We start from the raw sequence: 24,128 nt of genomic DNA on the forward strand, positions 1-24,128 counted from the left end.
TCTCCCTTCACGGTATCAATACGACTTTTCCGCATTGCCCTTTTCTCATCAGTTCAAAGCCTTTTCCAAACTCTTCCATCGGGAAACGGTGGGTGATGACAGGCTTGATTTGAATCGTACCGGACTGGAGAAGACCGCTGACCTGCCTCCACGTTTCAAACATTTTGCGGCCGGTAATTCCCTGAACCGTCAATCCTTTAAAGACGATATCATTTGTCATATCGATGCATACGGGATGCTCGGGCAGACTTAAGACATGCACCCGCCCTCCGTTCGCAGCCATTTTTAAACTTTGGCGGATGGCCGTCGGATGGCCTGACATTTCGCAAACCAAGTCCGCCCCTTCACCGCCTGTTAAAGCGCTTACATTTTTGAGCGGATCTTCTTTTTCAACGGAGATGATATCGGTTGCCCCCATTTGCAATGCAAGGTCGAGCCTGTATTCGTTTTTATCGATGGCGATCACTTGTGACGCGCCTGACGCTTTTGCAACTGCCACGGCCATCAATCCGATCGGTCCGCAGCCGACGACAGCGACTTTCACTCCAGCTGTCATTCCCGTCAGAACCGTATGCACGGCATTTCCGAGCGGTTCTTGAATAGAAGCGAGATCCTCAGGCATGTCGTCCGGATTTTTCCAAATGTTTGCGGCAGGCACTTTGACATATTCAGCAAAACAGCCGTCTGTATCGACACCGAGAATCAGCGTTTTTCTGCAGACATGCTCTTTTCCAGTCAAACACGGCAGGCACTTTCCGCAAACGATGTGCGTTTCTGCCGAAACATACTCCCCTTCTTGTACCACAGTCACATTTTCCCCCACTAGTACAACCTCGCCAGAAAATTCGTGGCCAAACACATAAGGCGGTTTCACCCTGCTTTTCGCCCATTCATCCCAATTATAAATATGGACATCCGTTCCGCAAATCGATGCGGCTTTGACTTTGATCAGCACCTCGTGTTTGTCGATCTTCGGTATCGGGACGAGCTCGAAGCTGGCGCCCGGCTCCCCCGGCTTCTTGATAAGCGCTTTCATATTTCCGTCCAAGATGAACAGACCCCCTTTGCAAAATCGCTTTACAAAAGGATTGTAGCACGATAATTCATATTGGTAAACATCTGTGTCCTCCTGAGAAAAACAGATGAACACCCTCTGAAAAATGTATGATATTTTTTTAAAATGGGATGCGGCTGAAGAAATTTTGAAAGAGAAATCCGTCGACTTGACTTGGTGTATATGAGCGCTGCAACGCTTCGATCAGATTCCCGTAATCTTTGTGGGCTTCCAGACCCGGAATGACCCGGTCGATGCCGTCAAAATCAGATCCGAATCCGATATGCCGCTCACCTCCCAAAGAGCAGACATGGTCAATATGTGAGAGGATATCTTTGATCACAGTCGTTTTTCCGTTTCTCACGAATTCAGGAACAAATGTCAAGCCGATGACGCCGTTCTTTTCAATAAGCGCTTTGATTTGATCGTCTTTTAAATTTCTCGGATGAGGGCAAAGGCTGTGCGCATTCGAATGAGAGGCGATCGGATACGCTGCCGTTTCAACCGCACCCCAAAAGCTTTTCTCTGATAAATGGGAGAGATCGGTCCATGCCCGGTTTTTGTTCGCCTTGCGAATCAGCCTTTCCCCATAAGAAGTCAAACCTGCGTTTCTTTCTTCTAAAGCGCCGTCTGCGAACGTATTGGCCCAGTTCCACGTCAGGCCGAAACTTCTGACTCCGAGCTGAAAAAAGATGTCAAACAGCCTTAAGTTTTTTGAGATCGGCTCACAGCCTTCCATCGTTAGAATGATGCCGGTTTCATCGCTTTTGAGCTTGTCGATATCGGCTTTATGTTTGATCAGTTTGATTCGCTTGTACTTTGCAATTTTTTCGTGAAACAGCCGGATCTGCACGAGCGCCATTTCAAGCCTAATTGTGTCGGGTACGGTTTCGGGCAGAAAAATCGCCAGACACTGCACTTTCGCCTTTCCGTTTAACAGAGCCTGAACCGGCGTTTGAAGCGACGGGTCGCTGTATTCATTAAGCTTCGGATTTTTCCAGAGCTTCAGCAGCAAATCAGAATGGGCATCAAAAATTTTCACGTTCATCCTCTCCCGGCTGCATTTTTCAAAAACGGCTAAACCAAAAACAACCCGCTTACGTGAAAGTAAGCAGGTTGAAGCATTTGAAAAAGAGTGATTTTTCTATCAGCGAGGCTCTACGATTAGCTTAATCGCTGTTCGTTCTTCACCGTCAATTTGAATGTCCGTAAACGCCGGAATGCAAATCAGATCGACACCGCTCGGCGCTACAAATCCCCGTGCAATCGCTACCGCTTTAACAGCCTGATTTAATGCTCCGGCTCCGATTGCTTGAATTTCTGCAGCTCCTCGTTCCCTCAAGACTCCTGCGAGCGCACCTGCGACCGAGTTTGGATTTGATTTTGCTGAAACCTTTAATATTTCCATTCCTGCTCCCCCTTAAGTTTACAATGGATAAGTGAGTGTTCATTAGAACAATCATTATTAGATGTTGCTATTTTCAAAGCCATCCCCTTTTAATTGCTTTTCAAAAATAGCAGGGTACCTTCCATTTTTACTATATTCACTATAGGACCGGGATATTCCTGCTTTCCTTTTAATATTTTTCTAAAATGATTTTCTGTTCAGTCATTCAAAAAACATGTGGTCATCATTAATTAATATCCGGTCAATTTTAACGGCTTTCTTGCTCTGTTCGTCAATGTCAATGACAACTCCGCTCAGTGTTGTGCGTCCTTCGGCAATCTCAAAACGAACGGGCAGGCTCGTTTTAAATCGCTTGATAATCGTCTCGCGGTCGACGCCGAGAATCCCGTCGTAAGGCCCTGTCATCCCTACGTCTGTTATATATGCCGTGCCTTTCGGAAGAATGCGGTTGTCAGCTGTCTGAACATGCGTATGCGTTCCGACAACTGCTGACACGCGGCCGTCCGTATACCAGCCGATCGCCTGCTTTTCGCTTGTCGCTTCGGCATGAAAATCGATAAAGATGAACGGTGTTCTTTTTGACGCTTCTTCTATTAATTCATCAGCTTTTCGAAAAGGGCAATCAATCGCAGGCAGAAATGTGCGGCCTTGCAAATTGATCACAGCCAGTTCCTTCGAACCGTTTGTTTTTATGTATGTGATGCCTTTTCCAGGCGTGCCTTCGGGAAAATTGGCGGGTCTGACGATCTGCGGCGCATCATCAATAAAATCAAATATTTCCCTTTTATCCCATGTGTGGTTTCCCATTGTGAGAACGTCGGCTCCCGCTTGAATGAGCTGGTGGTATATTTTTTCGGTAATGCCTTTTCCGTGTGCGGCGTTTTCTCCGTTGACGATGACGGCGTTCGGTTTATATTTCAGCTTCAGCTTCGGCAAATAGGTTTTGATCATGTCTCTGCCGGGCGAACCGACAACATCTCCAATAAATAAAATTCTCATAATTTGACCCTTTCTTTTTTAAAATAGGTTTTAATCATAGTGTTACACAAGGAAACAAAAAAATAAAGTGGCGCATTCGCACCACTTTATTTTGCGTATTCAACGGCTCTCGTTTCCCTGATCACGGTTACCTTGATGTGTCCAGGGTAGTCAAGCTCGTCCTCGATTCGTTTTCGAATATCACGCGCCAAACGATGGGCTTCAAGATCGTTGATTGAGTCAGGTTTGACCATGATCCGCACCTCTCGTCCCGCTTGTATCGCGAATGATTTTTCAACACCTTCGTACGATTCAGAGATTTCTTCCAGCTTTTCAAGCCTGCGAATATAGTTTTCGAGCGTTTCGCTTCTTGCGCCTGGTCTTGCGGCGGACAGCGCATCGGCTGCGGCCACGAGCACGGCGATGATGGAAGTCGGCTCCTGATCTCCGTGGTGAGATGCGATACTGTTGATGACAACTGGATGCTCTTTATACTTAGTGGCCAGTTCCACACCGATTTCAACGTGGCTTCCTTCCACCTCATGGTCAATCGCTTTCCCGATATCATGAAGAAGTCCTGCCCTTTTTGCGAGCGTCACGTCTTCCCCGAGCTCTGAAGCCATCAGGCCTGTCAGAAACGCCACTTCCATTGAATGTTTCAGTACATTCTGTCCGTAGCTCGTTCTGAACTTCAAGCGGCCGAGGATTTTGATTAAATCGGGATGAAGACCGTGAACTCCAACTTCAAACGTCGTCTGTTCACCCATTTCGCGGATGTAATCATCCACTTCACGGCGGGATTTCTCAACCATTTCTTCGATTCTGGCAGGATGAATGCGGCCATCCTGAACGAGTTTATCAAGAGCGATCCTGGCTGTTTCACGCCTGATCGGATCAAATCCTGAAAGGATAACGGCTTCCGGCGTATCGTCGATGATCAGATCGATCCCCGTCAATGTTTCCAATGTACGGATATTACGTCCTTCACGTCCGATAATGCGGCCTTTCATCTCATCATTTGGAAGGTTGACAACTGAAACAGTCGTCTCGGCCACATGATCTGCCGCACAGCGCTGTAAAGCCAATGAAAGAATATTTTTCGCTTTTTTATCAGCCTCTTCTTTCGCTCGATTTTCACTTTCTTTCGTCATGATCGCGATGTCATGGGAAAGCTCGTTTTCAACCCGTTCCAGAATGATTTGCTTCGCTTCATCTCGCGTCAGACTTGAAATACGCTCCAACTCTGACTGCTGCATACGAATCATTTCATCCACTTTGCTTTCCATCTCTTCAATATGTTGTTGTCGTTCATTCAGAGAATGATCTTTCTTCTCCAACATCGCTTCCCGTTTATCTAATGATTCATCTTTTCGGTCAAGGTTCTCTTCCTTTTGAAGTAAACGGTTTTCTTGTTTTTGAAGCTCATTTCGTCTTTCACGAACTTCTTGTTCAGCTTCTATCCGAAGCGTATGAATCTCGTCCTTTGCTTCAAGAAGGGCTTCTTTTTTCAACGCTTCAGCATCCCGCTTTGCGTCTCCAAGAATTTGTTCGGCTGCATTTCGCGCACCTGAAATTTTTGCTTCGGCAATGATTTTACGAACATAGTAGCCAACAACTAAACAGAATAGGCTCAGCAAAATGGAGATGAGAATTGCTAAAGGATTCATAACTTTCACCTCCTCTTGCTATGAACTTGTCTTGCTAAAAGTAAGTGTCGGCATGTACATTGTACTTCTTCTCAACATACAGAACCTTCACAGGGAGTGAAGCGGCTTCACAGCCCTTGTCAAGTTTAAATGTTTATCAATCATGTTAAGAAAAACAAGTGATACAATTTCATTGTAATTGTGTGGGAAATACTTGTCAAGCTTACGGTCTTAACGTTTCCGGATTAAACGCCTTTTCAAACGGCGCGGATGAAGGAGATGGACAAAGGAGCTGCGTCTGAATGCGCAGATGAAAGGAAAAGGCTGCCGATCGGGCCGGCAGCCTTTCACATGTTTCATGATTAAAATTCAAGTTCTTCTTGAGCTTGGGCCTCGTCTTCCTGAGCAGGAGCAACGCCTCCAGTGTCCAAACCGTAGTGCTCCCGGATCTGCTCTTGAATCATCAAAAGGATGTCCTTGTTTTCTTTCAGGAACTGTTTGGCATTTTCACGGCCTTGTCCAAGACGTTCCTCCTGATAAGAGTACCATGCACCGCTCTTCTGAACGATGTCAAGCTCTGTTCCGAGATCGATGATTTCCCCTTCTTTTGAAATCCCTTCCCCGTACATAATGTCCACTTCGGCAGTCCGGAATGGAGGGGCCACTTTGTTTTTCACGACTTTGATTTTCGTCTTGTTCCCCATGACATCGTTGCCTTGTTTCAGCTGCTCTGCGCGGCGCACTTCAAGGCGGACAGAAGAGTAGAATTTCAGCGCTCTTCCGCCTGGCGTCGTCTCAGGATTTCCAAACATGACGCCGACTTTTTCACGAATCTGGTTAATAAAGATCGCGATGGTCTTCGATTTATTGATCGCTCCGGAAAGCTTACGAAGCGCTTGAGACATCAGTCTGGCCTGCAAACCGACGTGGGAATCCCCCATATCTCCTTCGATTTCAGCTTTCGGCACAAGCGCTGCCACAGAGTCGATGACAACGATATCCACCGCTCCGCTTCTGACAAGAGCTTCGGCGATTTCAAGCGCCTGCTCGCCCGTATCAGGCTGTGACAGCAAAAGCTCATCAATGTTGACGCCCAGCTTTTGTGCATAGACGGGGTCGAGCGCGTGCTCGGCGTCGATAAACGCCGCCTGTCCGCCCTGCTGCTGAACTTCGGCAATCGCATGAAGCGCCACCGTCGTTTTACCGGAGCTTTCAGGCCCGTATACTTCAATAATCCGGCCGCGCGGGTATCCGCCCACTCCAAGAGCCGTGTCGAGCGCTAAAGAACCGCTCGGAACTGTTGAAATTCTCGTTTCAGTTTGTTCGCCGAGTTTCATAATCGAACCTTTACCAAACTGCTTTTCTATTTGTTTAAGCGCCATATCTAAGGCTGCCTGACGATCACTCATTCTATTTTCCTCCTTTATCACTTCCGCTATATCTACTATACCTTGTTTGCGCGGATTTGCCAAGAAAAAAGCGAACGCATATTCGATTTTTTTAAGAGGGAAAAATCGATCTCCTAAAATGGAATGACTTTTTTCATAAGAAAGATATACCGAAAATCCGGTTTCCGCTTATTTTTCCATCATTTTCAGCAACAGATGGCAGCCGTATTTGGCAGAACGCTTTCGCACCGCAGACCTGGATCCGGCGAACTGAAATTCGAACGCTTCTTCAGCCTGGTCCTTCACGGAGATGCCGATAAACACCTTTCCTGCCGGATGGCCTTCTTGCGTATTCGGCCCGGCTACTCCAGTAAAGCTGATGCCGATATCGCTTCCTGTTTTGACTCTGATGCCTGCGGCGAGCTCTTTTGCGCATTGCGCGCTGACCGCACCGTAGCGCTGCAGCGTGTCTTCAGCAACGCCGGCCGCTGAAACTTTCAATTCGTTTGTGTAGCAGACGGCACCGCCTTTGAAATATTCGGAAGCGCCGCTCATTTCCGTCAGCCAGGTGGAAAAAAGCCCGCCTGTAAAGCTTTCCGCAGCGGCCAAGGTCATTCCCTTGCTCCTGCATGCTTTCGCAAGCTCTTCTGCAAGAGATGTATCATCATACCCGTAAAAGAACTCTCCGACCCGCTCCAGGATGAGGTCTTCCGTTTCTTTTAACAAGCGGTTTGTCTCCTTCGGATCCGCATGCTTTGCCGTGAGCCTGAGCGTGACTTCCCCGTCGGCCGCAAGCGGGGCGATTGTCGGATTAGTCTGCGCATCGATGAGATCTTCCAAATCGGTTTCAAGCTGGGATTCTCCGATGCCGAAGAACCGCAGCACCCTTGACACGATCTTTTCCTTCGAGCCGAGCTTTTCCAAAATCAGCGGCTTCGCTTCGTTTTCAAACATCGGCTCCAGCTCTTTCGGAGGTCCCGGCAAGAGCATATAAAAGCGCGATTCATGCTCAAGCAGCATTCCCGGAGCCATCCCGAAGCGGTTCGGCAGAACATCGGATCCTTCGAGGATCAACGCCTGTTTGCGGTTGTTCGGCGACATCTCCCGGTTCGTTTTTCTGAAGTAATCCTGAATCGATTCGAAGGCTTCATCGTCGAGCTTAAGAGGGCGCCCGACAACTTCAGCGATCGTTTCTTTTGTCAAATCGTCTTTCGTCGGTCCGAGGCCTCCCGAAAAAATGATGAAGTCAGACCTTTTCTGAGCTGTCTGAATGACTTGTTTAAGGCGTTCAGGGTTATCTCCCACCGCCGTGTGATAAAAGACGTTAATGCCGATTTCGGCCAAATGCCTGCTGATAAACTGAGCATTTGTATTAGCGATTTGTCCGAGCAGAAGCTCAGAACCGACAGCGATAATTTCCGCTTTTCTTTCCAACTTCATTGTTTCCACTTCCCCACGTTTAGTTCGATGTTTTTAAAGCATCCCAGTTTTTAGCGAAATAATCCCATCCTGATACGACTGTGAAAAAGACAGCCACCCATAAAGCAAGCGATCCGAACGGGAAGGATACAAGCTCAAATGGAAGATTGTGAAGCAAAAGAGCAGAGATGGCGATGATCTGAGCCCATGTTTTCACTTTTCCAAGCATGTTGGCCGCGACGACTTCCCCTGTTCCCGCAAGGACGAGCCGCAGTCCCGTTACGGCAAATTCCCGGCTGATAATGACAATGGCCATCCAGGCCGGAGCAAGATGGTAATGCACCAGAATAATTAAAGCGGAAGACACGAGCAGCTTGTCTGCAAGCGGGTCAAGAAATTTTCCAAAGTTTGTTACAAGGTTCAGCTTTCTCGCGTAATAGCCGTCAACCCAATCGGTGACAGAAGCAAAAATAAACAACAGTGCGCCGATCAAATGGGTGACCGGAATCGACTCGCTGCCGAAGGAGACAGCCCCCCACTGAAACGGCACAAGCATGATGACCATAAAAACAGGAATTAATGCGATTCTAGAAAGCGTGATTTTATTCGGTAGATTAAACATAAAGGTTCCTCCAGATATGTATGTTTTCCTAATGATGATGAACGCAAGAAAAAGTCATCTGTGCAATTAAGATGACTTTTCCTCCTTTTTATTTTGAATCGTTATGTTTTGTGTCATCACAGTCTTAGGATCGAGCTTGTAAGAAAGAACTTCTCCGTTGATTTTAATTTCAACGCCCGGCGCATATCCGATCCGCAAATCAATTTGCGATTGATCGGTAATATTCTTTTGAAAGGTTTCTCCTTTTTTCATCATTCCTTCTTTAAGGGAGCTTCCTTTCTCGTCGCGCACCCTGACCCATGAGTTTGCGTTTGCCTTTACTTCAAGCTCCAGCTTGTCGGATCCTGATACTTCATAAGTTGTGGAAGAGCCTTCGCTTGCGGTCGCTTTCATGGTCAGCTTGTCGTTCTCATCAGACTGCTGATCCTTTTTTTCTTTGTCGCCTTCAGCGCTGTCTTTCTGCGCATCCGTGTTCTGTTGATTTCCCTTTGTCAGCGGGGAATCTTTTGAGACGTCATACTTGCTTTGCGATTCCTCTGTCTTAGGCTCTTCAGCCTGCTGGTTGCCTCCGCCGTTTACAGCCTGAACGATGACGTAAATGATCGCGATCACAACGATAACGCCGGCTGCCACAAGCAGGGTAGGCAAAAGTTCAAGCGCTTTTGAGGCAGACTTGGGCAGCTCTCTCTGCGGCTTGATTGAAGAAAGCTTCTCAGAAACCTCATCATTGTAAGAATTAGGGATATCTTTTTTAAACTCTTCAAACAAGAGCTCCGAGTCGAGGCCGACAGCTTCGGCGTACTGCTTGATAAAAGCCCGCACATAAAATTTTCCCGGAATGATATCATAGTTTCCTTCTTCAAGGGCCGTTAAATACCTTTTTTGGATCTTTGTGGCCGCCTGAAGATCGTCCAATGACATCCCTTTTTCCTCTCTGGCTTCTTTCAGCCGATTTCCTAGTTCAGTCACAACAAACACCTTCCATTTTAAAAATCAAAGCCGGAAAAACCTGAATGGTCAAACATCTGCGGTTCTTCAGCATGTTCATATGTAATCACCTCATCGGGGCTGTTACGCAATTCGATGATGTAATCAAAATCGTCCATCGTATATTCCGTATTTTGCACGAAAATGTCCGGATGCTCGACAACTTTGGTCGCCGGCAGCCGCATGATCTCACTGACGAGCTGCAAATGGCGTTCAGATCCTCTTCTCGTCGACACAATGCCGTCCAAAATGAAAACATTCTCCGGACTGTACTCATCGGCAATCAGCTGGCTTCTGATCGTTTGCTTCAGCAGTGTCGAAGAAACAAAAAGCCACCTTTTGCTTGCACAGACACTTGAAGCGACAATTGATTCCGTCTTGCCGACGCGGGGCATTCCCCTGATCCCGATCAGCTTGTGCCCGTCTTTTTTAAACAGCTCAGCCATAAAATCGACAAGCAAGCCAAGCTCGTCGCGTTCAAACCGGAACGTTTTTTTATCGTCTGCATCCCGCTGGATATAGCGGCCGTGCCTTACAGCGAGACGGTCACGAAGCTTCGGCTCGCGGAGCTTCGTCACTTTAATCGTATCCATCGTGTTCAGAATCGATTCCAGTCGCTTAATCTGATCTATATGACGGCATTTTAACAAGAGGCCTCTTCTTTGAGTATCGACGCCGTTAATGGTCACAATATTAATTGAAAGCATCCCCAATAAAGAGGATATATCTCCCAGAAGTCCGGGACGGTTGACTTGTATTTCATATTCTAAGTACCATTCGAGCTTTGCCAAATGATAACCTCCCTACCCATCATCGTGGCAAAAATTTACCTTCCTTTATCATAAAGCATTTTGTCTCAATTAGAAAGCAGAATGTTGTGATTAAATAAGAAAAACGTCCGTTTCCCAGAATCGGGAAAAACCTGCTGTAACGGCGCCTGGATGATGTTTACCCTATCGGGGCGGAAAGAAAACACAAAAGCGGTGCCGCTAACAAAGCCGCGCCTATAAAAAAGAGAGAGTGAACACACTCTCTCCTTAATGCGAGCCGTTGTTTTCAACAAGCTTAACCATCACATTCGCAATGGCGCGCTGCTCTTCTTCGGAAGCCACGCTCCAAAGGTCCGCGAGCACTCGTTCTTGATGGTTTTTTGAATCAACCTCACCGGCCAAATAATCGCCGATCTCATATGCGAGATCTGAGATGGTTTCGTTTGACATTCCTCTTTCTTGGGCATAGTTCAAACGGTCGCCCAAAAAGTTTTTCCACTGATCCCAATTATCCAGTACGGACATATCAGGCCCCTCCATTCTCTTGAAGTTACAGCCTTATTATTCTCTGGGGGACCGCAAACTATACATGTTTTTAACAATGCCAGCCGCCATTAACTGACAAAATTTGACCCGTGATATAAGATGCCTTAGCCGAGAGCAGAAACAGCACGGCGTCCGCAACCTCTTCGGCTTCGGCGAGCCTTCCCATCGGAATCTCATCGGCGATCATCTCTTCTTCCTCTTTTGAAAACGAGCCCATCATCCTTGTTTTCACAGCGCCCGGAGAAACGGCGTTGACTCTGATGCCGCTTGGCGCAAGCTCTTTTGCGAGGGCTTTGACAAACACATTTTGCGCGCCTTTTGTCATGCTGTATAAAACTTCGCACGACGCCCCTGTTTCACCCCAAATGGAGCTGACAGCTACAATTGCGCCGGATTTTTTCCTGATCATCGCCGGCAGCAGATTCCTCGTCAACAGAAACGGGCTTGAGACATGGAGCTGCACCATGTCCTGCACAGCCTCATCAGTCATGTCTGTCACAAGCCCGCGAAAGCTTTGACCGCTGTTTAAGACGATGCCGTCAAGCGCCCGCCCGCCGATGGAAGCGGAAACGGCTTTTGCGCCGCCGGGGTCGGATAGGTCGCCGTGAATGATTTCGGCGTGAATGCCGTATGTATGTGACAGCCTTTCTGCAAGTGCTGCGGCTGCCAGCTCATTTGTATGGTAATGGAGGAGAAGATCATACCCGTTTTGCGCCAGCTTTTCGCTGATGCTTTGCCCGATTCCGCCGCTTGCACCGGTGATAAGAGCGAGTTTTGTCATACTATGTTTCCACCTTTCCGTTCAAAAGAAGAAAGGTTCAGCGTGCATCGGAAAATCTCCTGACACGCTGAACTTTCAGACCTTGCTTTATGATTTTGGAACGACTTTGCAGACGGTGATTCTGTCTTCTTCGATTTCTTCCTGAATGACGCGGTGAACGTCCTCAAGCGTAATCGATTCGAGTACAGTGACGATATCAAACAGACTCGTCTCCAGAAAAGCGTACCGTGTAAACTGGTTGGCGATATACTCAGGCGAATTCATCGATTTTAAGAAATTGCCGATTTTTTTCTTTCTAGCCAGCTCCAGCTTTTCGGCTGTGATCGTTTCTTTCGCCTTGAACAGCACTTGTTTCAGCTCCTCGGCAAGCTTGTCGGGCTCAGGCGTATCGCCGCCGACAGAGACGAAACCAAATCCGTGTTCTTCAGTATAGTCATAGCTGAATGTCTCATCGATATATCCTTTTTCATAAATTCTTTCATAATCGCTGGAGCTTTTGCCGAACAGGCACTCGAGAATGAGGTTGATGGTCAGCTCATGCTTCAGCAGGGCTTCTCCCGTATTCATCGGATGAGCGCTTTTTAAACCGACGAGACATTTTGAGCTTTGAACATTCATTTTAATTTCCTGTTCTTTTTTGAATACTGCTCCAGGCTCTTCAACTTCTTTGCGAACGATTTCAGGCTGGTCTGTATACGGCTTTTTCTGCTGATTTTCGCGGACCTGGCGGATGATCGCTTCGGGATCGACCGGACCAACGACAAACAGCAGCATATTGCTCGGGTGATAGAACGTCTCATAGCATTCGTACAAAAGGTCTTTTGTAATATGCGAGATGCTTTCGATCGTGCCTGCGATATCAATCCGGACAGGATGCTCCTGGTACATGTTTTCGATCAAGCCGAAAAACAGACGCCAGTCTGGGTTGTCGTCATACATGTTGATTTCCTGCCCGATGATGCCTTTTTCCTTCTCAACCGTTTTTTCCGTAAAGTAAGGGTCCTGCACAAAATCGACGAGCGTTTCCAAGTTTTCTTCCACGTTGGACGTGCTCGAAAACAGGTAGGCCGTTCTGGTAAAGGAGGTAAACGCATTTGCCGAAGCTCCCTGCCTGCTGAATTGCTGAAAAACATCGCCGTCTTCTTTTTCGAAGAGCTTATGCTCCAAAAAGTGTGCGATTCCGTCAGGCACACGGACCATTTCTTCTTTTCCAAGCGGGACAAACTGATTGTCAATCGATCCGTATTTTGTTGTAAAGACCGCATATGTCTTGTTAAATCCTTCTTTCGGAAGAACATAGACATCGAGGCCGCCAGGCATTTTTTCGTAATATAATGTTTCCTTCAGCTGTTTAAATTCGATCGTTTTCGTCAAGATGCTCCCTCCGTCCCTTTGAGAAAGTACGTTGTATCCAAATCGATTTTCTTCCCGACTTCGATAATCTCGGCTTTTCTGACGTTGTCGATTCGTCCAAGCCAGTCTTCAAGAGAAAATTCGGTTTGGGCGGCAGCCTGCTGATAAATAAATTCGACTAAGCCGTACGGTGTATCAAGCGTTTCAAGAATCTGGTTTTTAATGACCGCTTTCGTCTGGTCGATCGCTTCTTCTGTAAAGCTGCCTTTTTTCATTTCCTGGAACTGCTCCTTGATGATGTCGACGGCTTTTTGATAATTGCCGACTTCAATCCCCGACATCACCATCATCAGCCCTTTAAAGCTTTCGATTCTGGAAGCCGCATAATAGGCAAGGCTGGCCTTTTCCCTGACATTAATAAACAGCTTTGAATGTGAAAATCCGCCAAACAAACCGTTAAACAGCTGAAGCGCCGGATAATCATCATCCGTAAAATACGTTCCCGTCCGAAATCCCATGTTCAGCTTGCCTTGCTTGACATCCGCATCCTCGACGACTTCCTGAGGCTCCTTTGCGCGGATTTGCTCAAGCTTGGGAACGGGTCTCAGCTCCCGCTCGTTTACTTCGAAGTATTTGGAAATGTACGAATCCACCTGCTGTTCATCCACATCCCCAACGACGTAAATGTCGAGCTGGTCTTCTGTGACCGCTTTTTGATAAGCTTCATACAGGCTTTGAGGCGTGATGTCGTCCACATCATCAAGCTCTCCGTTGACGTGAAGCGCGTATGGCTCATCTTTGCACATCACCTGAATCAGCCTCAAATTTGAATAGCGCATTTTGTCGTTATATACCGCCTGTATTCTTTGCTTTAGTGTGCGTTTTTCCTGAGACACGTACAGCGGCAGAAAAGCTCCGTCTTCAAGCGCCGGCGAAAAAATGATCTCTGACAAAAGCTCGAGCCCTTTTTCCAGAAGCGGTGTCTGATCCTTTAAAAATTTTTCGTTTGCGATATCGAGCCTGAATGTAATGACATGCATTTCCCCTTTTTTGGAGAGATCGCATGATACGGAAGTGCCGTAAAGTTCATCAAGATACATTCTGAGTTCTGAAGTTTTGGGGCGGGTGCCCGTTCCCCGCAAAAGCACATGCGGAAAAAGCGCCCTCTCTGTCACATCTTCCTTTGTTAAAGGAGCAAGCATTTTAAAAATAATCGAGACGGTTTTGAATTTTTCCGTTTTGACGATGTGGCTTGTCAATCCGCGGTGCTTTCTTTTTATTTCGTTAAGGTATGTCATATAGAACCTCCTTCGTCCTTGTTTATATTATGTATTATGACCACATTTCAGCATATGCGCTTGGACTGTATGGTTGTAATTATATCAACTGGAGGAGATTTAAGGAAACTAAAAACCTTATGAAAAAGACGGTGCAGATTTACACCGTCTTTGCCGCTTCACTTTCGTCTTCTTTCGGGTCGATATTAAACAGCACAAGCGCTAAGGCGGCTAAACCGCACAAAAGCGATACGATGAATATCAGCCAATCCGCATTTGTCATCATATAGGCGAAAACCGGCGGTCCGAGCGCAACCCCGATAAACCGCATACTGTTGTAAAACGAAGATATCGTGCCGCGTTCTTCTTTTTCAATTCCCTCGGTAATCAGCGCATCCAAAGAAGGGAGTGCAATTCCGATCCCGATGCCGCCGATGGACATAAATAAAAACAGCGGGTAAAAGCTGTGGTTCCACCACAAACCGGCAAACGACAGAGACAGCAGGACCATGCCGGTCAGTACGCAGGCCTTCATTCTGATTTTGTCGTTTCCGATCAGCTTTCCGGCAAGGTAGGAGCTGACGGAAAGGAAAAGCAGCGGAATGCTGAGAAGCGCTCCTTTTGCAATCCCGTCAATTTGATGCTGCTTCTCCAATGTATCCGACAGGTAGAAGAGAACTCCGAATAAAAGAAACATAATGATCCCGCCGATGACAAAAATGGAAACAAGCCATCGTCCTTCCCGTTTAAATATCTCCTGTACGTTTTTTGCGAAATTTTTTAATGTTTGCTTTTCATCATCTTTGTCCTTCGGTTTGGGAACAAAGAACAAGACGAGAAAAAAGCTGGCAAGAGACACGACCGGAATAAACCAAAATGGCATGTACCAAACCCAAGATGCTAAAAAAGCCCCTAATATCGGGCTTAATACTTTACCGGCAGTATTGGCCGTCTCTATATCTCCGAGTCCCGCGCTGATTTCTTCATCTTTTTGAAAAAGATCGCCGATAAACGGCATGACGATCGGGGCTGCGCCGGCTGATCCGATACCTTGAAGGACGCGCCCGGCTAAAATCATCGCAAACGGATCTTCGAAAAAAGTTGAAGCCAAACCTGCCAAAGCTCCTCCAGCTCCCGCGATTACAAGACATGGGAGCATGATCTTTTTTCTTCCGAACCGGTCTGACATATAGCCGGTAATCGGGATGCATAAAATCGCCACGATAGAGTAAACCGTGATGATCAGCGACACTTGGAACGAAGAAATGTTTAATTTTTTTTCGATCATCGGCAAAACCGGAATCAGCATCGAATTGCCTAGCGTCATCACAAGCGGGACCGAAGACAGCGCAACAATGCTTTTCATGTCTTTTTTTATGCTCAACTTTTTTTCACCCAATTCATCAGTATTTCCATCTGTTATTGTTCCGTGATGCGGGCTTATTTATGTATGGGCGCTAATGGGCAAAAAAAAACAGCCGCTCCTAATCGAGCGCCCGTATATCAAAAACGTTTTCTGACGACGTGAAATCTGAATTTATCGGCCCGAAAATAGTTTAAAGAATATAAAACGGGCTTATCGTTTTGGTCATAATGAGTCTGTTTGAGCAGCAGCAAAGATGTTTCAGGATCGCATTCGAGAATTTGAGAAATGGTGTCGTGATACCCGATCGGCACAATATCGGCAACAGCATAGCTGATCACGGCGCCGGATTTGTCCTCAAGCCATTCAAACATCGATTCCTGCTCGTGTGAAAAGCCTTCCGGGAGGATATCCACAGGTATTTTATCAAGACAGTAGACAACAGGCATTCCATTTGCCGTTCTCACCCGCTCAAGCAAAAAGATCTCGGTTTCTTCCGCATATTGAAACCGGAGCATATCTTCTTCGGTAGGAGCGGTAACCTGTGAAGACATAAAAATGGTTCCCGGCGTCATGCTTGCCTGCTCGATCATTTTTGTGACGCTGTTCAGCTGCTCAATACCAGATAGAAATAACGGCCTGGCATTTACAAAGCATCCGACTCCGTGCCTTCTGATGATGACGTTTTCTTCTTCCAGCATTCTAAGCGCTTCACGCAAAGCCGTTCTGCTCACACCAAGCATCTTTGACAGCTCAAACTCAGACGGGAGCCGTTCATTCTCGCAAAAGACCCCATTTTGAATATCATCTTTTATCCGATCAATCACTTTTAAACATAACCGTTGATTGTCAGCTTTTATCGACATGTTTTCCCTCCGTCTGACAGATCAGATTCAAATTACCTTTAATTGAGGATAACTATATCATGTTTTGTCAAATAAATAAATAGACGTTTTCCAGTTTACATAATAAAATTATGTAAAACAAGAACTCTCTTCTTAAGAAGAGAGTTCTTCGTATTGCTCTTTTGACAAGAGGACTTCACGGGGCTTTGAACCTTCATAAGGGCCGACGATTCCCCGCTCTTCCATGGCATCGATAAGCCGCGCCGCTCTTGTGTAGCCGATGCGGAATCTCCTTTGCAGCATGGACACGGACGCCGTCTGCATGCTGACGACAAGCGCAACCGCTTCGTCGTAAAGATCGTCTGTCACTTCGCTGACCGTTTCCTGCGTCTCTTCTGGAATCATTTCTTCTTGGTATTGGGCTTTTTGCTGGGTGATGACGTGATCGACAACTTTTTCAACTTCTTCATCTGACAGGAAGGCCCCTTGGACGCGGAGCGGTTTGTTGGCGCCGACAGGCAGGAACAGCATGTCCCCTCTGCCGAGAAGTTTTTCAGCGCCTCCCATATCAAGAATCGTTCTGGAGTCGGTCTGCGACGATACGCTGAAAGCGATCCTTGACGGAATATTGGCTTTAATAACCCCTGTAATAACATCGACCGAAGGCCGCTGCGTCGCGATGATCAGATGGATTCCCGCCGCCCTTGCCATTTGCGAAAGCCTTGTGATCGAGTCTTCCACATCAGAGGAAGCGACCATCATCAGGTCGGCAAGCTCGTCCACGATCACAATGATGTATGGCAGCTCCGGCTGCTTTGCTTCTTCTGCGGCATTCATTCGTTTAATATAGTCGTTATACCCTTCGATATTTCTCGTTCCCGTGTGAGAAAACAATTCGTAGCGCCGCTCCATTTCGTTGACGACTTTCTTCAAAGCCTGCGATGCTTTTTTCGGATCTGTCACGACGGGCGCGAGCAAATGCGGAATCCCGTTGTAGACGTTGAGCTCGACCATTTTCGGGTCGATCATCATCATCTTCACTTCGTGGGGCTTTGCCCTCATCAAAATGCTTGTAATAATCCCGTTGACACAGACGCTTTTCCCGCTTCCTGTCGCTCCTGCAACAAGAAGATGGGGCATTTTGTTCAGCTCTGCCAATACAGCTTCTCCGGAAATGTTCCGGCCGAGTCCGATCATCAGCTTTGCATCCGGCCGGTCATTCAGTTTCGATTCGAGCACTTCTTTCAAGGAAACCATCGCGACTTCCGCATTCGGGACTTCGATTCCAATCGCCGATTTTCCGGGAATCGGGGCTTCGATGCGGATATCTTTGGCCGCGAGCGCAAGAGCCAAGTCATCACTTAAATTGACAATTTTGCTGACTTTGACGCCCACATCAGGATAGACTTCATATTTCGTTACGGCCGGGCCGAGATGAACCTGGGTGACTTTCGCCTTAACTCCGAAGCTTTGAAACGTCTTTTCCAGCTTCCTGGCATTGTCGTAAATATTCTTTTTATCCGCCTGCTGCCCTGTGTGCTTCGGCTCATCCAGCAATTGAATCGACGGAAGCTGATAATCCTTGTTTTCAAGCTCTGTGAACGTGATCTCGGGCGCGCCTGTAGCCTGCATGTCCTCACCGGCTTCAGGCTCAGGAGAATGCTCGGCAGGGGCAGGCGCCTGAGCTTCGTACGCTTGAACTTCGGGTTTTTCATCACGGTCGGAAAAGCTTGAAATAATCGGTTCTGACTGAATCACCGGATCTGGATCAAGCTCCGCATCTTGTACAGGCTCTTCAGACACTTTCGGTTTTCTCTGCGCCTTTTGTTTTTTTCCTGATTTCTTTTTGGGCGAGCTGCTTTTCAATTGTTTAATGTCTGCTAAAAAGGCCTGCCACTGGTTTTTAATGAAGGAGGCGACCGGGGTCATCCATTTGATCAGCGTCTCCTGCAACGAACGGTCCGTAATCAAAAGAAGGCCGATCAAGATCAGGAAGAAGGCGATGATTTTAGACCCTGCAGATGCAAACAGAAAGTATGACGCCGCAAATAAAACGGCTCCAATCATTCCGCCTCCAAGATCAGGTGATCCTGTCTCGCCTTTTACATCCATCAGAAACAGCTCCCACGTATTTTGGATTACGCTCGGAGACTGAACGATTCCCCTTTCGGTCAAATGCTGAAACAGCTGGACATGGGAAAGAAGCAGCATGCTTGCGATGATGCAGTAAAGGCCCGCTTTTCTCCTTGTTAAAAAACTGGGTGTTTTCTTCTTCCAAAATAAAGACACACCCGTTAAAAAAAGGCCGAGAAAGCAAAGGATGAACCATTCACCGGCGAAAAAGCGGAACATGTAAATGAACGTTTGCCCTGCTACGCCAAGCTGCAAAACCGCAATAATCGAGATGGCGATACAGATTAATCCGTACAATTCAAATTTAAGATGAATCCGTTTTTTTCCTTGTTTTTGTTTCTTTGTTGATTTTCGTTTTCTTTTTGCCATGTTCCATCACCTTACTGCGTGTTAAAAAATGTAAAAACAAAGAGAAAGCAGCCTTTTTTCGGCTGCGATTTTCCTCTGGATTCCCCTATTATAGCATATTTATCCTTGCGACACTTCAGCTATTTATAAAATGTCAGTTTAAGCGTCTGCCCAGGTGCTGTTTCTTGTTTTAAAAAATCCATCGGGTTCGTGCTGAGAACTTGGACGACTCTTGCTTCCTCTCCGTTCATTTCGACTAAAAGGGGCACGCCGTTGACATCGATCTGTTTTAAGTTCGAGTTTTCCGCCTGCCCTGCGAACACGATTTCCTGCGGCATTGTCGTATACAGAATCATTGGATCATCCCTTCCTGGGCGCCTTTGTTTTGTTCGATTAATTCATTCAGCTTTTGAATCGCCTGTCCGACTCCGCCGGTTTCATCGATTAATCCGTATTTCACGGCATCGTTTCCTACGACATTCGTCCCGATATCGCGGGTCAAATTGCCTTTTGAAAACATCAGTTCTTTAAATTTGTCTTCCGATATGTTCGAATGACTTGTCACGAAATTGATGACCCTTTCCTGCATTTTATCGAGATACTCAAATGTCTGCGGCACACCGATGACAAGCCCTGTCAGTCTGACCGGATGGATCGTCATCGTCGCTGTTTCAGCGATATAGCTGTGGTCGCAGGACACCGCAATTGGAACTCCGATTGAATGTCCGCCGCCCAGCACGATAGAGACCGTCGGCTTTGACAGAGACGCCAGCATTTCCGCAATCGCAAGACCCGCTTCAACGTCTCCTCCGACCGTGTTTAAGATGATGAGCAGCCCTTCGATTTTAGGATTCTGCTCTACTGCAACGATCTGGGGAATCACGTGTTCATATTTTGTTGTTTTATTTTGGGGAGGAAGCTGTACGTGACCTTCAATTTGCCCGATAATGGTCAGACAGTGAATGTTGGTATCCTGACCCATTTGCGGGAGTGTCGTTTCGCCGAGCTGCTGGATTTTGTTGACGAGACTGTCTTTTGCGTCCGGCTTAGCCGGCTGCTCCCCCTGGCTGTCCCCGTTTTGTATCCGGTTTGAGTCCATCTGGCTCACCTCTTTCTCGAGTTTCTTTTGTATTATGGACAATGGCGTTTTTTTCATTCAACGCAAAAGGCATGAAAAAAAACCAAGAGAAATCTCTTGGTTTTATACTTCCATGATGATTGGAATGATCATTGGTTTTCGTTTCGTTTTTTCGTATAGGAACTGGTTTAGTGCGTCACGCATCGCCTGTTTTAAGGCGGACCATTCGACGACGGCGTTTTCTGTGCTTTCGTTGACGAGTTCCCTGACAAGTTCCGTCGCTTCAACGATCAGCTGTTCAGATTCTCTGACATAGACAAAACCTCTCGTGATAATTTCGGGTCCTGATACAAGATGTTTTTTCTTTTTATCAAGGGTAATCACAACGATTAAGATTCCGTCCTGGGACAGAAGACGGCGGTCTCTGAGCACGATATTGCCGATGTCGCCGACACCGAGTCCATCGATCAAAATATTGCCTGAATGCACTTTATCGCCGATTTTCACGTTTTGTCCGCGGAATTCCACGACGTCTCCTTTTTCAATCAGGAAAATGTCGCTCCGTTTCATACCGATTTCTTCGGCAAGCTTGGAATGCGCTTTTTGCATTCTGTATTCACCGTTTACGGGGATTAAATACTTCGGCTTCAGCAGGTTGAGCATCAGCTTCAGTTCTTCCTGACAGCCATGGCCTGATACATGGACGCGTTTTTGGGCGAAAACGACCTGCGCGCCCGCTCTTGTTAAGAGGTCGACCGCTTTGGAGTAGACAAGCTCCTGACCCGGAATAGGGGAGGATGCGATCAGGACGGTATCCCCTTTCTCAATGTCGAGCTGCTTATGCCCTTGTTTTGCGATCCTGGTCAATGCGGCGAGCGGCTCTCCATGGTTGTCCCCTGTCAAAATCGCGACTTCTCTTTTCGGATACTTTTTAACTTCTTGGACAGGGATGAACAGATCTTCATCTGCCGTGACATACCCGAGCTTCATCGCCAGCTGGAGTATCGTCGAAATATTTTTTCCTGAAACCGCAAGCTTCCTGCCGTTTTGGAGCGCGGCATCAATGACCTGCTGAATCCGGTTAAAGTTAGACGCGAACACGGCAATAATGACGCGGTTTTCGGCATTGTACATTACATCGGATATCTCTCCGCCGACGACTGCTTCTGAAGGCGTATAGCCCGGTTTCTCAGCATTGGCACTGTCGGAAAGCAGGCACAGCACACCGCTGTTGCCGATTTTGGCAATTTCGCCGATGTCGCTTGTCTGGTTTAAAACAGGTGTCTGGTCAAATTTAAAATCGCCAGTGCACACGATGGACCCGAGGGATGTTTTAAAGCTGACACCGACGGAATCCGGAATGCTGTGATTTGTTTTAAAGAATGACACCTTTGTCGATTCAAATGTAATAACGGATTTTGAATGAATTTCTCTTAAATCGGGCTTTTTGTTTACACCGTACTGCTTCAGCGTTTCCTTTAAAAGGGCGAGCGTCAGCTTCGTTCCGTAAACAGGCACAGAAAGTTTGTTCAGGCAGTAAAATACGCCGCCGATGTTTTCCTCATGCCCGTGTGTGAGAAAAATCGCCTTTACGCGGTCAGATCGTTCAATTAAATATGAAATGTCAGGAATGACCACATCGATACCCAGCATTTCATTTTCTGGATGCATGAGACCGGCGTCAACCACGAATATGTCAGAATCAATTTCAATGACATAAAGGTTTTTTCCGATCTCTCCGACGCCTCCTAAGGCGATAATTCTAATATTTTCTGTATTTTTTTTCAAATTGTAATCCTCCTAATCTAAGTACCCGTCCATCATCACTTGTCCCTATTATACCTGAATCTAAATTTAGAAAACAAGAACCATTATGTATATGACAAACGGTCATCCCCTCCAAAAGAGAATGACCGTTTTCGTCCGTATTGTTTTTTACAGGCCGTTCATCAGGCTGCTTAAACGGAGTCGTTCATCTTCATTTAGCGGAATCAAAGGGAGCCGGACGGACCCGACATCAAGACCCTTCAGCTGAAGAGCCGTCTTTAATGGAGACGGATTCGGTGCGGCAAAAAGCCCTTTCATCAGCGGAAGCAGCTTTTGGTGGATCAAAGCAGCTTGAGCCGTGTTCCCCTCTGTATAATGTTTGATCATTTCCTGCATTTCCGGTCCGATGATATGTGATGCAACGGAAACGATTCCTCTCGCTCCTACGGACAAGGCCGGCAGTGTCAGGCTGTCATCTCCTGAATAAACGGCAAAGTCCTCAGGGGTTTCAGCTACGATTTTTGTAATCGCATCTAAGTCGCCGCTCGCTTCTTTAATCGCAATGATATTCGGGATCTCCGCAAGGCGGATCGTCGTTTCCGGTGCGAGCGAAGCAGCCGTTCTTCCCGGTACATTATAAAGCATGACAGGCAGTGACGTTTCCTCCGCAATCGCTCTGAAATGGCGGTACATGCCTTCCTGAGAAGGCTTGTTGTAGTACGGAGTGACGAGCATGACGGCGTCAGCGCCGGCTTCTTCAGCTTTTTTCGTCAGCTTGATCGACGCTTTCGTGTTGTTGCTTCCCGTGCCGGCGATGATCGGGACGCGGCCTGCCGCTTCCTTGACGGAATATTGAATGAGCGCTACCTTTTCTTCTTCGGAAAGCGTCGGCGATTCTCCGGTTGTTCCGGCAACCACCAGGGAATCCGTCCCATTGTTTATTAAATAATCGATCAGCTTTGACAGTTTTTGAAAATCGATATTTTCATTTTTGTCAAAGGGCGTAACCATTGCGGTTGCGATATTTCCGAAATTCATTTTTTTCACCTCATCATGATTCAATCATATTTATTTTGACAGTTCAAACACTTCATGCAACGCATTCACGGCCGTCGCCATATTTTTCTCGTGCACGAGCACCCATATCGTCGTATGGCTGTCAGCAGACTGCAAGATCGGAATGCCTTTTTCTGATAAAGCGGTAACGATTTTTGAGGTAACGCCCGGAACGCCCATAATTCCCGCGCCAACTGCTGACACTTTCGCGCAATTTCTTGTCACGGCCGGTTCATAGCCCAATTCTTTCAGGATGCCAGAGGCGCGGTCGGTCATGTTTCCAGCCACCGTGTAGACAATTTCACTTGGTGTAATATTGAAGAAATCGACGCTGATGCCGGCATTCGCCATCGCTTTAAACACTTCAGTCTGTACGTTATATTGTCCTTCTTTTGCCGGGACTTTAAACTGTGTCACGTCTTTCACATGGGCGATGCCAGTGATAAGACGCTCAAAAACGTCGCTTCCGGCTTTTGAGTTGTGATGGCTTGTGACGAGCGTGCCCGTCTCGTTTGAATAGGTTGAACGCACGCGGATCGGCACTTTCGCCTGCATTGCGATTTCAACGGCTCTCGGGTGGATCACCTTGGCCCCCTGATAGGCTAAATTACAGATTTCCGTATAGGTAATCACAGGCAGCGGCTTCGCTTTTTCAACGATGCGCGGATCAGCGGTCATGACGCCTTCGACATCTGTATAAATATCGATAAATTCCGCGTCCAGCGCCGCGCCGAGCGCAGCGGCCGATGTATCGCTTCCGCCGCGGCCGATCGTTGTAATGTCCCCTTTTGCAGTCGCGCCTTGGAAGCCTGCGACGACAACCGCATCATGGTCGGCCAGCATGCTGACAAGCCGCTCCGGCTTCATTTCGAGAATCTTTGCATTCGTATGGTTGTTGTCCGTTAAAAAGCCCGCTTGCGCACCGGTTAAAGCAGCTGCTTTAATCCCGTTTTCCAAAAGCATGCTGGCGAACACAACAGAGGAAATCGTTTCTCCGCATGATAAAAGCATATCCTGCTCGCGCTCGGTAATCGTATCCTGTCCGCCGTAAAGCAGATCAAGCAATGAATCAGTCGCATACGGATCGCCTTTCCGGCCCATGGCCGATACGACGACAACCGCTTTGTATCCTTCATTGACCGCTTCCTGAATATGGCTTAAGGCAAGCTTTCTGCCGCGGTCATCTTTTACAGACGTTCCGCCGAATTTTTGAACGATGATTTTCACTTTATTTCACTCCAAGTTGATTTCGGACGTAACAGAAGAGAGCAGGCTTTCATTTTTGCCTCACTCTCTTCTCACATCCCGT

The 24,128-nt window shown here is 47.2% G+C and carries 22 protein-coding genes; all 22 read right to left on the bottom strand.

Features of this window, described 5'->3' with window-relative positions; genetic code table 11:
• Positions 1-7: 7 nt before the first annotated feature.
• Positions 8-1,051: an L-threonine 3-dehydrogenase gene (tdh, locus tag M1E06_RS12240; protein ID WP_161517517.1), complete on the bottom strand. Its 1,044-nt coding sequence runs from the start codon at positions 1,049-1,051 to the stop codon at positions 8-10.
• Between the two features lie 124 nt (positions 1,052-1,175).
• Positions 1,176-2,096 carry a dipeptidase gene (locus tag M1E06_RS12245; protein ID WP_145654251.1) on the bottom strand — a complete coding sequence of 307 codons (921 nt, stop codon included), beginning with the start codon at positions 2,094-2,096 and terminating at the stop codon, positions 1,176-1,178.
• A gap of 105 nt (positions 2,097-2,201) precedes the next feature.
• A complete protein-coding gene (spoVS, locus tag M1E06_RS12250) occupies positions 2,202-2,462 on the bottom strand; it encodes a stage V sporulation protein SpoVS (protein WP_003181955.1) in 261 nt (86 codons plus the stop codon).
• Positions 2,463-2,663: 201 nt separating this feature from the next.
• Positions 2,664-3,461: a TIGR00282 family metallophosphoesterase gene (locus M1E06_RS12255; protein ID WP_003181930.1), complete on the bottom strand. Its 798-nt coding sequence runs from the start codon at positions 3,459-3,461 to the stop codon at positions 2,664-2,666.
• A gap of 86 nt (positions 3,462-3,547) precedes the next feature.
• On the bottom strand, positions 3,548-5,107 hold the full coding sequence (gene rny, locus M1E06_RS12260; protein WP_020451457.1) for a ribonuclease Y: 1,560 nt from the start codon (positions 5,105-5,107) through the stop codon (positions 3,548-3,550).
• 341 nt (positions 5,108-5,448) lie between these two features.
• A complete protein-coding gene (gene recA / locus M1E06_RS12265) occupies positions 5,449-6,495 on the bottom strand; it encodes a recombinase RecA (RefSeq protein ID WP_020451456.1) in 1,047 nt (348 codons plus the stop codon).
• Positions 6,496-6,663: 168 nt separating this feature from the next.
• A complete protein-coding gene (locus M1E06_RS12270) occupies positions 6,664-7,914 on the bottom strand; it encodes a competence/damage-inducible protein A (protein WP_020451455.1) in 1,251 nt (416 codons plus the stop codon).
• A gap of 19 nt (positions 7,915-7,933) precedes the next feature.
• On the bottom strand, positions 7,934-8,515 hold the full coding sequence (gene pgsA, locus M1E06_RS12275) for a CDP-diacylglycerol--glycerol-3-phosphate 3-phosphatidyltransferase (protein ID WP_003181921.1): 582 nt from the start codon (positions 8,513-8,515) through the stop codon (positions 7,934-7,936).
• A gap of 66 nt (positions 8,516-8,581) precedes the next feature.
• Positions 8,582-9,484: a helix-turn-helix domain-containing protein gene (locus tag M1E06_RS12280; RefSeq protein WP_020451454.1), complete on the bottom strand. Its 903-nt coding sequence runs from the start codon at positions 9,482-9,484 to the stop codon at positions 8,582-8,584.
• Between the two features lie 17 nt (positions 9,485-9,501).
• A complete protein-coding gene (locus M1E06_RS12285; RefSeq protein ID WP_003181917.1) occupies positions 9,502-10,293 on the bottom strand; it encodes a YmfK family protein in 792 nt (263 codons plus the stop codon).
• 246 nt (positions 10,294-10,539) lie between these two features.
• Entirely contained in the window at positions 10,540-10,797 is a 258-nt protein-coding gene (locus M1E06_RS12290; RefSeq protein WP_020451452.1) for a DUF3243 domain-containing protein, read from the bottom strand.
• A gap of 70 nt (positions 10,798-10,867) precedes the next feature.
• Positions 10,868-11,599: an elongation factor P 5-aminopentanone reductase gene (gene ymfI / locus M1E06_RS12295; RefSeq protein ID WP_035338737.1), complete on the bottom strand. Its 732-nt coding sequence runs from the start codon at positions 11,597-11,599 to the stop codon at positions 10,868-10,870.
• An 87-nt stretch (positions 11,600-11,686) separates the two neighbouring features.
• Positions 11,687-12,973, bottom strand: coding sequence for an EF-P 5-aminopentanol modification-associated protein YfmH (yfmH, locus tag M1E06_RS12300; protein WP_035338738.1), 1,287 nt, complete (start codon positions 12,971-12,973; stop codon positions 11,687-11,689).
• Entirely contained in the window at positions 12,970-14,250 is a 1,281-nt protein-coding gene (yfmF, locus tag M1E06_RS12305; protein WP_216904281.1) for an EF-P 5-aminopentanol modification-associated protein YfmF, read from the bottom strand. The genes yfmH and yfmF overlap by 4 nt, the downstream gene beginning before the upstream one ends.
• Positions 14,251-14,389: 139 nt before the next feature.
• The gene (locus M1E06_RS12310; RefSeq protein ID WP_031305147.1) at positions 14,390-15,595 is read right to left on the bottom strand and encodes an MFS transporter; all 1,206 of its coding nucleotides are present in this window, start codon (positions 15,593-15,595) and stop codon (positions 14,390-14,392) included.
• Positions 15,596-15,732: 137 nt separating this feature from the next.
• Positions 15,733-16,458, bottom strand: coding sequence for a GntR family transcriptional regulator (locus M1E06_RS12315; protein ID WP_020451447.1), 726 nt, complete (start codon positions 16,456-16,458; stop codon positions 15,733-15,735).
• Positions 16,459-16,590: 132 nt separating this feature from the next.
• A complete protein-coding gene (locus M1E06_RS12320) occupies positions 16,591-18,939 on the bottom strand; it encodes a DNA translocase FtsK (protein ID WP_079289129.1) in 2,349 nt (782 codons plus the stop codon).
• Between the two features lie 119 nt (positions 18,940-19,058).
• Positions 19,059-19,274 (bottom strand): YlzJ-like family protein, encoded by a 216-nt coding sequence (locus tag M1E06_RS12325; protein WP_003181904.1) that lies wholly within the window; start codon positions 19,272-19,274, stop codon positions 19,059-19,061.
• Positions 19,271-20,017, bottom strand: a complete 747-nt coding sequence (locus M1E06_RS12330) for a ClpP family protease (protein WP_020451445.1) — start codon at positions 20,015-20,017, stop codon at positions 19,271-19,273. Before M1E06_RS12330 ends, M1E06_RS12325 begins: the two co-directional genes overlap by 4 nt.
• A 102-nt stretch (positions 20,018-20,119) precedes the next feature.
• A complete protein-coding gene (rnjB, locus tag M1E06_RS12335) occupies positions 20,120-21,784 on the bottom strand; it encodes a ribonuclease J2 (RefSeq protein WP_020451444.1) in 1,665 nt (554 codons plus the stop codon).
• A gap of 147 nt (positions 21,785-21,931) precedes the next feature.
• Positions 21,932-22,801, bottom strand: a complete 870-nt coding sequence (dapA, locus tag M1E06_RS12340; protein WP_020451443.1) for a 4-hydroxy-tetrahydrodipicolinate synthase — start codon at positions 22,799-22,801, stop codon at positions 21,932-21,934.
• 30 nt (positions 22,802-22,831) lie between these two features.
• Positions 22,832-24,046, bottom strand: a complete 1,215-nt coding sequence (gene dapG, locus M1E06_RS12345; RefSeq protein ID WP_020451442.1) for an aspartate kinase — start codon at positions 24,044-24,046, stop codon at positions 22,832-22,834.
• Positions 24,047-24,128: the final 82 nt, after the last annotated feature.

Source organism: Bacillus sp. AK124 (genome assembly GCF_053903085.1).

Excerpts from the sequence above, each read along its gene's own strand:
- M1E06_RS12310 (WP_031305147.1), bottom strand. The coding sequence starts at position 15,595 with ATGAAAAGCATTGTTGCGCTGTCTTCGGTCCCGCTTGTGATGACGCTA.
- spoVS (WP_003181955.1), bottom strand. The coding sequence starts at position 2,462 with ATGGAAATATTAAAGGTTTCAGCAAAATCAAATCCAAACTCGGTCGCA.
- M1E06_RS12325 (WP_003181904.1), bottom strand. The coding sequence starts at position 19,274 with ATGATTCTGTATACGACAATGCCGCAGGAAATCGTGTTCGCAGGGCAG.
- M1E06_RS12315 (WP_020451447.1), bottom strand. The coding sequence starts at position 16,458 with ATGTCGATAAAAGCTGACAATCAACGGTTATGTTTAAAAGTGATTGAT.
- recA (WP_020451456.1), bottom strand. The coding sequence starts at position 6,495 with ATGAGTGATCGTCAGGCAGCCTTAGATATGGCGCTTAAACAAATAGAA.
- yfmF (WP_216904281.1), bottom strand. The coding sequence starts at position 14,250 with ATGACATACCTTAACGAAATAAAAAGAAAGCACCGCGGATTGACAAGC.
- M1E06_RS12320 (WP_079289129.1), bottom strand. The coding sequence starts at position 18,939 with ATGGCAAAAAGAAAACGAAAATCAACAAAGAAACAAAAACAAGGAAAA.
- M1E06_RS12290 (WP_020451452.1), bottom strand. The coding sequence starts at position 10,797 with ATGTCCGTACTGGATAATTGGGATCAGTGGAAAAACTTTTTGGGCGAC.
- dapA (WP_020451443.1), bottom strand. The coding sequence starts at position 22,801 with ATGAATTTCGGAAATATCGCAACCGCAATGGTTACGCCCTTTGACAAA.
- M1E06_RS12330 (WP_020451445.1), bottom strand. The coding sequence starts at position 20,017 with ATGGACTCAAACCGGATACAAAACGGGGACAGCCAGGGGGAGCAGCCG.
- M1E06_RS12255 (WP_003181930.1), bottom strand. The coding sequence starts at position 3,461 with ATGAGAATTTTATTTATTGGAGATGTTGTCGGTTCGCCCGGCAGAGAC.
- rny (WP_020451457.1), bottom strand. The coding sequence starts at position 5,107 with ATGAATCCTTTAGCAATTCTCATCTCCATTTTGCTGAGCCTATTCTGT.
- pgsA (WP_003181921.1), bottom strand. The coding sequence starts at position 8,515 with ATGTTTAATCTACCGAATAAAATCACGCTTTCTAGAATCGCATTAATT.
- M1E06_RS12270 (WP_020451455.1), bottom strand. The coding sequence starts at position 7,914 with ATGAAGTTGGAAAGAAAAGCGGAAATTATCGCTGTCGGTTCTGAGCTT.
- ymfI (WP_035338737.1), bottom strand. The coding sequence starts at position 11,599 with ATGACAAAACTCGCTCTTATCACCGGTGCAAGCGGCGGAATCGGGCAA.